At 37.0% G+C, this 10,832-nt stretch carries 10 protein-coding genes; 2 read left to right on the forward strand and 8 right to left on the reverse strand.

Annotation, left to right across the window (positions count from 1 at the left end; translation table 11 throughout):
• The first annotated feature begins 116 nt into the window (after positions 1-116).
• Positions 117-527: a hypothetical protein gene (locus BC008_RS12740; protein ID WP_027846200.1), complete on the forward strand. Its 411-nt coding sequence runs from the start codon at positions 117-119 to the stop codon at positions 525-527.
• Here the strand turns inward: BC008_RS12740 and BC008_RS12745 are convergent.
• The 3 genes from BC008_RS12745 to BC008_RS12755 all read right to left on the reverse strand — a co-directional run bounded on the left by BC008_RS12745 (position 524) and on the right by BC008_RS12755 (position 3,146).
• Positions 524-985, reverse strand: a complete 462-nt coding sequence (locus BC008_RS12745; RefSeq protein WP_027846201.1) for a GNAT family N-acetyltransferase — start codon at positions 983-985, stop codon at positions 524-526. The genes BC008_RS12740 and BC008_RS12745 overlap by 4 nt on opposite strands.
• An 84-nt stretch (positions 986-1,069) precedes the next feature.
• Positions 1,070-1,465: a hypothetical protein gene (locus BC008_RS12750; RefSeq protein ID WP_027846202.1), complete on the reverse strand. Its 396-nt coding sequence runs from the start codon at positions 1,463-1,465 to the stop codon at positions 1,070-1,072.
• A 166-nt stretch (positions 1,466-1,631) separates the two neighbouring features.
• Positions 1,632-3,146, reverse strand: coding sequence for a cryptochrome/photolyase family protein (locus BC008_RS12755; RefSeq protein ID WP_027846203.1), 1,515 nt, complete (start codon positions 3,144-3,146; stop codon positions 1,632-1,634).
• A gap of 247 nt (positions 3,147-3,393) precedes the next feature.
• Here BC008_RS12755 and BC008_RS12760 point away from each other — a divergent pair, with 247 nt between their 5' ends.
• Positions 3,394-4,461: a class I SAM-dependent methyltransferase gene (locus BC008_RS12760; protein ID WP_027846204.1), complete on the forward strand. Its 1,068-nt coding sequence runs from the start codon at positions 3,394-3,396 to the stop codon at positions 4,459-4,461.
• A gap of 311 nt (positions 4,462-4,772) precedes the next feature.
• Here BC008_RS12760 and BC008_RS12765 read toward each other — a convergent pair whose 3' ends face one another.
• The 5 genes from BC008_RS12765 to BC008_RS12785 form a co-directional block, all read right to left on the reverse strand.
• Entirely contained in the window at positions 4,773-5,684 is a 912-nt protein-coding gene (locus tag BC008_RS12765) for a PhzF family phenazine biosynthesis protein (protein ID WP_036268175.1), read from the reverse strand.
• A gap of 145 nt (positions 5,685-5,829) precedes the next feature.
• Positions 5,830-6,153 (reverse strand): DMT family transporter, encoded by a 324-nt coding sequence (locus tag BC008_RS12770; protein ID WP_027846207.1) that lies wholly within the window; start codon positions 6,151-6,153, stop codon positions 5,830-5,832.
• A gap of 232 nt (positions 6,154-6,385) precedes the next feature.
• The gene (locus BC008_RS12775; RefSeq protein WP_027846541.1) at positions 6,386-7,264 is read right to left on the reverse strand and encodes a class I SAM-dependent methyltransferase; all 879 of its coding nucleotides are present in this window, start codon (positions 7,262-7,264) and stop codon (positions 6,386-6,388) included.
• A gap of 146 nt (positions 7,265-7,410) precedes the next feature.
• The gene (locus BC008_RS12780) at positions 7,411-8,790 is read right to left on the reverse strand and encodes an aminotransferase class I/II-fold pyridoxal phosphate-dependent enzyme (RefSeq protein ID WP_036268579.1); all 1,380 of its coding nucleotides are present in this window, start codon (positions 8,788-8,790) and stop codon (positions 7,411-7,413) included.
• Positions 8,791-8,815: 25 nt separating this feature from the next.
• Positions 8,816-10,832 (reverse strand): AMP-binding protein (locus tag BC008_RS12785; protein ID WP_153009579.1); only part of this gene is annotated, 2,017 nt, incomplete at its 5' end.

The raw sequence follows: 10,832 nt of genomic DNA on the forward strand, positions 1-10,832 counted from the left end.
AACAACTCGAGAATTTTGGAACACTGCGAGAAGCCATGGAGCATGTCTTGACTTTAGCGTCCTAGCTAACCTGGCGGTTGCTATAAATATAAAAAACAGTCAAAAGAAATAGAATCATGAAAAAATTTACTAACTATGCAATTATAGTTACTTTATTTCATTTTGTTGTAGTTGGAATACATGGCTTTGCTCATCAAGTTATACCTGTTCCAGTTTCTATACTTCAGTATTTATTTATCATTCCGGTAATCACTATTGCACCTATAGTTGCCATAGTTCTGCTTCAGGGAAAATCCTTTTATACTGGTATAACTTTATTATTTTGCTCAATGTTGGGAGCATTAGTTTTTGGTGTTTACAACCACTTTATTGTCATTAGTCCAGATCATATTTCCCAAATTCCTGTTACAAGCTGGGGGAAAGTATTTCAAATTACGGCTTTTCTATTACTGATTTCCGAAGTCGTGGGAGTTGGTATTAGTTTATGGGGACTGATAAATAAAGAAAAGGAAAGTACAGTTTTTTAGAGATTTTTTTGCATGAGATAATTAATGAATACTTCACCCCGACAGCTTACTTCTTGCTCTTTGATGACTGAAAACCCCATGCGTTGAAAAAATGTTTTTGCTGTAATGCTTGCTTCGGTTGTTAGATGCTTTAATCCTAATTCTAAGGCTTTGGTTTCAACGGCTTGATATATTTGACTACCAACTCCACAACGCTGATAATTCTTATGACAGTAAAAGCAGTCGATATGACCGTTGGGTTCTAACTCTCCGAACCCAGCAATCGCGCCTTTATCGTCAGCAACATAGGTGAATCGATTGGAGCATCTATTTTCCCAGTCCCTGAAGTGAATATTATCGGGAGCCCATGCTTGAACCTGAGCTTTTGAGTAATCGTGGATGTTGATTTCACGTACTGTTTCATGAAACAGCTGTGCTATTTTTTCAGCATCTTGTTTCTCAAATAGCCGTATTTTCATCGCTTTCACTTCAAGCAACTCCCTTAAGATTATCGCCCCAATTTAATTCTAAGTACTGAAATCCTAAGTGCTGACGATAAATCCTTACTTAATACTCCCGCTTGCTACTTTCTGGATTTCAGGGTTTAAACACCCAAATACATTAAGCTGTTGACCATCGAGAGCAAATAAACCAAGTTTGTTACATAGCTTTTCGATGAATTGTTGGGTTGCATTTCGGTCTTGACGATGGGAGGTTCTAATGGAAAATGACCTCATAACCTGAGATTCTTCGTAAAAATTAAATTCGAACCGACCAACATCGTCAATTAGTCCACCTCTTCGCTCAGTATCATTCCATTTTGTTTGAGGATATAGCGCCAGAATTTTTGCTTTTAAGTCCGAGTAAGTCCCGACAGGAATCAGGTCGTCTTCTTCAATTGCAGACATCTCTGCTGGTACATTTTTGCCAGCACGAAATATCAGATAGTCATAACTCATGTTTTCTTCTATCTAGAATTTAAGTATTTATGATATGAAAGTCTTTTGGACTTGTAGGTTTCTTGAACTTATAGGTTTCTTGAACTTATAGGTTTCTTGAACGTCAAACGATAGGGGTTAACCCTAGACAAAAAAGTAGGATAATTATACCCATAATACCAAAAATTTAAGTTTTTGTTGCAGAGAAATGCCAGTTTTCTGCTTGGTTCTGTATGGTTTGTAATTCTTCGGCTGACATCTTGTCTAGATTCTTTAAAATAAAACTCATTCTTCCTTGGGTTTGGAGCTTTGGACGATGACGATGTAAAAAGTCCCAATAGAAGAAGTTGAAGGGACAGGCTTTTTCTCCTATTCGTTCTTTGTGGTTGTAAGAACAGCTTTTACAATAGTCGCTCATTTTATTTACATAGTTGGCTGATGAGGCGTAGGGTTTGGATGCTAATATTCCACCATCGGCAAATAATCCCATTCCAATGACGTTGGTTTGCATTACCCAATCGTAAGCATCAATAAATGCTGCATGAAACCAGTTTTCTACTTCCTGGGGTGAAAATCCTGCAATCAAACTAAAATTACTCAATACCATTAACCGTTGAATATGATGGGCGTAACCAGTACGCTGTACTTGAGTAAGAATTTGATGCAAGCAATTCATTTTGGTTTCGCCGTTCCAGAATAATTCTGGGAGGGGTTTGGTGTGGTTAAACCAATTTTTTTCGGGATAGTCTGCACAGGTATAGTGATATATTCCGTGCATATATTCTCGCCAACCCAATATTTGACGGATAAATCCTTCGACACTATTTAAGGGCAGTTGATTTTGATGGTATGCTTTTTCTGCGGCTTGAATTACTTCTAATGGCTGCAATAAACCCAAATTGAGGTATGGAGAAAGCATGGCATGCCACATTGTATCTTCTCCTGTGACCATTGCATCTTGGTAGGGACCAAAACCTGCTAAACGATTTTCTAGGAACCAATCTAATACTTGTAATGCTTGGGTACGGGTGACTCCCCAACGAAAATTTTCTATTTCTCCATAGGTCGAGATATTACAAGCAATGTCTCTACAATGTTTTATAACTTCCTGAGTAATTTCATCGGGTTCAAACCATTTTGCTGGTGGTGTATTTAACTTACCTTTGGGTGGTTTGCGATTTTCTTTGTCGAGATTCCACTTTCCACCAATCGGTTTATCATTTTCCATCAAAATTTGAAAACGTTTTCGTCCTTCCCGATAAAAATCTTCCATTAACAAACGTTTTCGTCCTTGAGCCCAATTTTTAAATTCTTCTTTACTCCAGAGGAAATGATTATCCGGAATAAAGGTAACTTTGCAAGGTAGGTTTAAATTTTGGATGGTTTGCAAGAATGGTTGATCGGTGGGTTCAGTTACTCGCAATTCTGTAATCTGATTTTCTTTTACCCATGCTTGTAATGGTGTGGCGAAATCTTCAGCAATTTCATAGCTTACTGAGTATCCATTTTCTCTTAACTCTGCAGCAAAATGACGCATTGCTGACCATACCAAAACTAATTTTTGTTTGTGGTAAGGGCGTACTTTTACATGGTTGAGCGACTCAATAAAGATAACTGGTAAGCCATCTTTTTGTTTATAACTTTGTAGTGCAGCTTGTTTTAACGAAAGGCGATCGCCTAATATCCAAACACCTACTGTCATAGCTTAATGTTATGTCTGTTTGAATACTTATGATAATGGGGATTGGGGATTTGGGATTGGAGATTCGCGTTAGCGTGGTGTTAGCCATATAGCAATTAATCGGATCAGTAAACAAATTACTGGTTACTTATTACTCATTACTTGTTACTTATTACTCATTACTCAAACTATCTCTTCCCCACTTTTTCCCGATTGCCTTTTATAATCTGCAATTAATCAGGAAACAACTATACCAGTAATAATACTTATGGTAGCCCAAATACTGAGTGAAAGTAAGACAGAAGCGTTTGCTGGTCGAATGCTTGATATTCTCAACAATAGCGCGATCGCATTAATGATATCGGTCGGTCATCGCACGAAGTTATTTGATGTTTTGGCTGAGTTAGAACCATCAACCACCCAAGAAATTGCGGATGCAGCAAATCTAAGTGAACGTTACGTGCGGGAATGGTTGGGAGCTATGGTTACTGGGAATATTGTGGAATATTTCCCCGAGAATAGTACTTATTTCCTACCGCGAGAATATGCGATTTTATTAACTAGAGACGCAGGTGCTGATAATATTGCTGTATTAACCCAATATATATCAATTTTAGGGGCTGTAGAAGATCAAATTGTTGAATGTTTTCGTCAAGGTGGTGGAGTCCCCTATTCGGCTTATAAGCGCTTTCATGAGGTGATGGCTGATGATAGCGGACAAAGCGTTGTATCTTCACTAGATAGCATTCTTGGTTTGGTTCCTGGTTTAACTGAAAAATTACGAAATGGTGCTGATGTTCTGGATGTGGGTTGTGGTAGCGGTAGAGCGTTAAATAAGTTGGCTCAAATCTTCCCTGCGAGTAGATTTTGCGGTTACGACATTTCTGCAGAAGCTATTACTAGAGCAAGAAATGAAGCCCAAGGTCTTAGTTTAGGTAATATCAGTTTTCAAGTGAAGGATGTTGCAACTCTAAATGAAAATTCTCGATACGATTTGATTTGTACATTTGATGCAATCCACGATCAAGCTAAACCAGATGTGGTTTTAAGGGGAATCTTTCAAGCTTTACGTCCGAATGGTGTTTACTTAATGCAAGATATTTGTGCTTCTAGCGATATTGCGGGAAATCTGAATCATCCAATCGCACCATTGTTATATACGATTTCTTGTATGCACTGTATGACGGTTTCTCTAGCTATGAATGGAATGGGTCTTGGTGCGATGTGGGGTGAGGAAAAGGCTTTAGAAATGCTTCAAGATGCTGGTTTTTCTAGCGTTGAGATTAAGCAATTGGAGCATGATTTACAAAATAGTTATTACATCGTTAGAAAGTGATAATTGGGAATGGGTAATTGGTAATTGGTAATTGGTGATTGGTAAAAGAAGGAGATTGTTTATGTGTCAGGTTTGTAGGGTTGCGATGAAGTTACAAAAGAATAATTTGCAAAAGAATAGTTCACAAAAGAACAACTTACAAAAAAATCATCAGGGTAATTTTCCACTTTCAGATACAAGAAAATTTTCTTTGCTGATGGAAAAGCCTACTTTAATTCAGACTTTAAATTCTAAGAAATTACGTTAAAAACAAAGATTTTTATTTATCCTCTGTTCCCTGCTTGCTCACTGCTCCCTATTCCCCGTTCCCTTTAAACTTCAATTGTTCCTTCACTAACCATTACCGATTCACCTCCCACCCGCACAGTTTCAATTCGACCGTTTGCTTTGTGGGCTTGAACGTACAATATACTGGGACGTCCCATTTCAATACCTTGTTCAACGATCCATTGCAACTCACCATGAGAAGCTGACTCTCTAATACCCAAATACCCAGCTAAAGCTGATGCAGCAGCACCTGTTGCTGGGTCTTCTTGTATACCCATTGCTGGTGCAAACATTCTAGAACGTAAGTTTGCTTGTGAATATTCGGGGTCAAAGCAAAATATGTACAAATGTTCAAACCAAGAAGATTGAAGATGTTTTTTCCAGTATTCCAGGTTAACTGCAGCTTTACCAAGGGTTTTGCGATCGCGCACTGGAATAAAGAAAAAAGGAACTCCACAAGAGACAGCTTCTGGATTCCAATCTCCTAAGAGTAAATCTTCTTTATCTAGAGAAAGAGCGCTTGCAATTATGGATGGTTCTGGTGGAGATGGTCCAAATTTTGGAAGTTGAGCTGCTGTTAAATATGCTGATTTCGGTTTACCATCTTGTGAATGAATTGAAACACCTACAGGTCCTACTTTCTCTTCAAATACTATTTCTGTGGTTTCATTTTTTAGGGTAATATCACCAATAGAAGCAAGCACATAAGCTGTTCCTACAGTGGGATGACCTGCAAAGGGTAATTCAGTTCCGGGTGTAAAAATTCGTAACTGCTTGGTATTCTTGGGGTTTTCGGGTGGAAATACAAAAGTTGTTTCTGAAAGGTTGAATTCTTTTGCAATTTTCTGCATTAATTCACTACTCATTCCCCGCGCATCAGGAAACACAGCTAAAGGATTTCCACCAAAGATTATATTTGTGAAAACATCTGTTGTATAGAATTTATATTTCGCCATTATTTTTTGCTCGGATAATTCCTCTATGGAGTTAAAACTTAACCTTTAGGTTTGTCTTTCTCCGTTAGTTGAGAGGTTCAATCATTATCGAAGCATATTTAGGGTATTGCTGTAACCGTAGTTTGAATAATGTAATTTTTTATTTTTAACCATGAGATATGCTTAGGTTCAAACCAATGACACCTAAAATAATCCAGCCAATTGATACTATTTTCATTGCAGATAGTGGTTCTTTAAAAAAGATGAATCCTAATAATGCTACAAGTGCTGTTCCTAGCCCAGACCAAACAGCATAAGCGACGTTGAGTTTAATACCATTAAGGGAATTTGTAAAAAAAAATAAACTAGAAATGTAGAAAAATAATATCAGCACTGATGGTAAAGTTTTAGTGAAACCTGCGGATAATTTCATACAACTAGTACCGGCTGTTTCTAACAATATTGCTAAAATTAAATAAAACCAACTCATTTAATAAACTCTGATTTTTTTGATTGGTAATGGGTAATTGGTAATGGGTAATTGGTAATGGGTAATTGGTAATTGGTAACTGGTAATGGGTAATGGGTAATGGGTAATTACGAATAGAAATCAATTATGCATATACAAATTACTTTGATTACCTAGTTAGTAATTATTTTTAAATTTTATTGGGGATAAAAAGATGATTACAAGTGGGAAATATATCCCACTCCTAATAGTATTAAATTTTTTCACCAATCAAAATAGAAAATTCATGTTTGACTAATATCTTTCTTCCCCTAGACATTCCTTCATTTGCATATTCAATTAATTTTTGCAAAACTGTATTTACCATTGATGCTTCTAATGCATTTATAAAACCGGCTGAAGCCCCTGATTTGACCATGTAATCTACGATTTCATTCCCATTTTTACAAGGTACTACAACAAAATCATCTAATGCTTCTAGAGCTTTAAACCTATTTTTACAAAAAGCTTTGACTAAATATTTATGGTCTTTAGGTAAATGTAAAACCATATTTTTTTCTATTGCTTCTGGATAATCCATAAGAACTTTGGTAAATAGATCGGATACATCTTTGAGGGTGCAAGCTCGATTTTCAATTAAACCAATAAAACCACCGGGTTTAACTACCCTTTCTAATTCCTGTCGTAATTGCTCGTGATTCATGTAGCAAATTCCCCAAGCACAAACTACACCATCAACCGAGTTGGAGGAAACTCGTTGTAAAAATGAAAGAGCATCTGATTCAACAAAGTTAATATTTGATAGGTTTTTAATCATTGCTTTCTCTCGATTTTGTTGTAGCATCCCTGGGGAAATATCTACTGCAACAATTGTTCCCGATTCTCCAACTTGTTCTGCTAATGGATGGCTAAAAACGCCAGTACCACAAGCTAAATCTAAAATACAATCTCCCGGCTTTATGGGTAGTTTTTCTAACATTTCTAACGCCCGTTTCCCCAGATATTTGGAGTAATATTCGTCGTAGGATGCAGCAGCATTGTCATAATCAGTCACGGGGTCTGAGTTATTATGACTCAGTTTGAGGATGGCTGTTCTATACAAAAGTTTTGGTAGTTTTAATGCTGATTTCATTGGTTTACCTCAATTGCTTTATTTCGATGTAAAAATACATCATTGTACAGACCTACCAAAGGCTACACCGACACCATTCACCGTAGGTGCGGTTCAGGTTTTGGTAAGTCTCTACAGGATTTTGTGGAAAAACAAAGTCTGTAAAATTAATATGCTTTGGTTTGAGTTAATTTTTCGGCTACTGTATTTACGGTGAAACGAATCTGTTCTTCTGTATGTGTGGAAGTGATGAAAAACCGCAGACGAGCTTCTTTATCTGGAACTGCAGGATAGATAATAGGTCTAACGTTAATACCTTGTTCAAAGAGGAGTTGAGAAAGTTGGATACACTGTTGAGAGTTACCTAAAATCACCGGTACGATTGGAGTATTACGACTCATACCCGTATTAAGTCCTTTCTGACTAGCAAGTTCTAAAAATAGCTTTGAGCGCTGATACAAACATTTAACTCTTTCTCGCTCGCTTTTTAGGACATTAATTGCTGCAAGAGCTGCTGCTGCATTTGGTGGTGACATCCCAACGCTATACACAAATCCTGGTGCTGAATATTTGAGATACTCCACTAAAGCTTTGCAACCAGCTATGTAACCCCCACAACTTGCAAAAGATTTACTTAGGGTACCCATCCATAAATCCACATCTGCAGGATTTATTCCAAAATATTCACCGATCCCACGACCATGTTCTCCTAAAACACCGATGGAATGGGCTTCATCTACCATTAGGAATGTCTTATGATGTTTTTTAATTTCAATAAATTTTGGTAGATCGGGAATATCTCCATCCATACTATAGATACCTTCAATTACTAATAATACCCGTTTGTATTTATGTCTTCGCTCTTGGAGGATCCGATCTAGTTCCTCCCAATTGTTGTGGGGGAATGAAATTCTTTTGGCTCCAGATAATTTACAACCTTCTAAAGCACTGTTGTGAATGAGTGCATCGTGGATAATTAAATCATCTTCTCCAAATAAATGACCGATGGTTGTAACGTTAGTGGAATGACCTCCGACGTAAACTATACAGTCTTCGGTACCAATGAATTTTGCTAGCTCTGTTTCTAATTTGCGGTGTAATGGTCTTTCTCCAGAAACAATGCGACTAGCAGATACAGATGTTCCGAAATGTGAAATTGCTTCTTGAGCAAAAGCGGATACTCTAGGATCCCCGGATAAACCGATGTAGTTGTAGCTGGAATAATTAATAAATTCTTGACCGTTAATTACGGTTATGTGGTTATTTAAACCATCATGCATGGTGAAATATGGATTGAAAGCACCTATATCTTTCATTCCCTGAATTTGTTCGATAAGCTTGCGGTAATCGGGATAGAGGGAAAAGTTGTAATATTCAGGTGGTATGTCTTTACTGTTTCCCAACAACTGACTAAAAAAGGTTTCTAAGTTAGAAAGGTCGCAATTATGGAGATCGGTTGCTCTTTGGGATATTAGTTTTTTAATTAGTTGGCGTTTTTCTGCTGTGGATAAACTGGATATATCTTGGGATAGATTAGACGTTGACATGGTTCTACCTTTTATTGAGTTTGATTTAGTCCAATAATTTTTGTAGTACTGAATCGATTTGTTGTTCGGAGAGTTCTTCTACTTTTGCTTCAAGTTTTTGATTTTGCAAAGAATCCAGATATTCAGCAAGAGTTTTAATGGTGGGATATTCATATAAAGTAGTCGGAGAAAGCCCAAACCCAAGCCAATTTTCTAATTGGGCTGATAATTCAATTAAAGCTAAAGAGTCCAATCCATATGTGGTTAAGGGTTTTTGGATATCTATATCATCAACATTAAGATGGGTCGCATTAGCTTTGAGATAATCAATAATCCTAACTACTAACAAATTCTGAATTGCTTCTAAGCTGTTATGGGAACTGGAAAGCATTTCCTGATTATCGCAAGTGTTCTGTTCTTGAATCTGCGTTACAGATATATTTTGAATTTGAGTCTCTTCTGTTTGAGAAAAGTAGGAATTAGGTGGTTTAACTACAGATATTCTTTGAGTTTGAATATTTTCTCCATAGTTTCCTTGACCATTGACTTGAGAATCAGATTTTATGAGGGATTGATGGGGCGATCGATTAGTGTGCAAATCTTGCTCTATTTGATTTAATTCTGCTTGTAAATTCCGAAACTCAGATTTCATTCTCGGACTTGAAGTCCAATCTGATACAACATTCAAAGTATTATTCATAAAACCTTGACGACAAGCATAACGTTGAATTTTACCGCTAGAAGTCTTAGGTATGCTTCCAGTCTTTAGTAACAAAATCCCAGATACTTGGATTTCATGTTCTTGTGCTACTGCTTGACAAATAGCTGTAACTACTTGATTGATATTTAGTTTGCGTAAATAACTACGTTTTACTTCTTGGGTAATTACTAATGTTTCATTTCCTTCTACTTCAACTGAAAATGCTGCTCCATGACCCATTTTTAAAGCTGGGTGACTAGTTTGAACTGTCTGTTCGATATCTTGAGGATAGTGATTGCGACCCCGAATAATTATTAAGTCTTTGATCCGTCCAGTAATATATAACTCACCATCTTCTATAAATCCTAGATCTCCAGTTCGTAAAAATGGTCCCTCTCCACTGTCCAATAAATAAGCTTGAAAATTGAGCTTTGTTTGCTCGGAACAATTCCAATATCCTTGAGCGATACTTTGACCTGATACCCAAATTTCACCAACTTGACCCGGGGAACAAGATGTTAATTTTTCCGGATCTGCGATCGTAATTTTTTGGTTCATTCTAGTTTGTCCGCAACTGACTAGAGTAAGATTTTTATGGTTATCTTTTGTTGTTAAAACTACTCGATTTTCCTCTAACCTATTGGCTTGAATAGTCTTGTAAACTGGCTGAGAATCTTTTAAACCACCAGATATAATTAAGGTCGATTCAGCCATTCCATAGCAGGGGTAAAAGGCTTCTTTACGAAAACCACAAGGTTCAAATACTGCAACAAATTGTTCTAAAGTCTCTGCACGAATAGGTTCGGCTCCATTGAAAGCGACTTCCCAACTACTTAGATCGAGAGTTGCTCGCTGTTCTTCAGTTATTTTATGCATGCACAAGTCATAAGCAAAATTAGGACCACCACTCGTAGTAGCCTTATACCGAGAAATTGCTTGTAACCAACGATAGGGTTTTTGTAAGAAATCAACTGGAGACATCAGGGTAACGGGAAAACCTCCATACAGGGGTTGTATAATTCCTCCGATTAGACCCATATCATGATAAGGTGGTAACCAAATTACACCTTGACTGTCTTTACTATGTCCAAAACACTGATGAATTAGAGCGGAATTATGTAATAAGTTCCCATGGGTTAACATTACTCCTTTGGGTTTACCTGTAGAACCTGAAGTGTATTGAAAAACTGCTAGTGTATGACTGTTTGTAATTGGTTCACGCCATTCTCGGGTTAAATTATTTTCATCTAAATCATTTTCATCTAAATCATTTTCTATATTAGACCTGTCCGGAATATTAACTTGGTGCCAAAAAAATGGTAGAACGGAGTTTTCACCGTCTACCAAAATGAAAAATCCACTT

The sequence above is a fragment of the Mastigocoleus testarum BC008 genome (assembly GCF_001456025.1).
GTDB lineage: Bacteria > Cyanobacteriota > Cyanobacteriia > Cyanobacteriales > Nostocaceae > Mastigocoleus > Mastigocoleus testarum.

Bases quoted from the DNA above. Each gene is read 5' to 3' on its own strand.
- BC008_RS12740 (WP_027846200.1), top strand. From the start codon at position 117: ATGAAAAAATTTACTAACTATGCAATTATAGTTACTTTATTTCATTTT.
- BC008_RS12745 (WP_027846201.1), bottom strand. From the start codon at position 985: ATGAAAATACGGCTATTTGAGAAACAAGATGCTGAAAAAATAGCACAG.
- BC008_RS12750 (WP_027846202.1), bottom strand. From the start codon at position 1,465: ATGAGTTATGACTATCTGATATTTCGTGCTGGCAAAAATGTACCAGCA.
- BC008_RS12755 (WP_027846203.1), bottom strand. From the start codon at position 3,146: ATGACAGTAGGTGTTTGGATATTAGGCGATCGCCTTTCGTTAAAACAA.
- BC008_RS12760 (WP_027846204.1), top strand. From the start codon at position 3,394: ATGGTAGCCCAAATACTGAGTGAAAGTAAGACAGAAGCGTTTGCTGGT.
- BC008_RS12765 (WP_036268175.1), bottom strand. From the start codon at position 5,684: ATGGCGAAATATAAATTCTATACAACAGATGTTTTCACAAATATAATC.
- BC008_RS12770 (WP_027846207.1), bottom strand. From the start codon at position 6,153: ATGAGTTGGTTTTATTTAATTTTAGCAATATTGTTAGAAACAGCCGGT.
- BC008_RS12775 (WP_027846541.1), bottom strand. From the start codon at position 7,264: ATGAAATCAGCATTAAAACTACCAAAACTTTTGTATAGAACAGCCATC.
- BC008_RS12780 (WP_036268579.1), bottom strand. From the start codon at position 8,790: ATGTCAACGTCTAATCTATCCCAAGATATATCCAGTTTATCCACAGCA.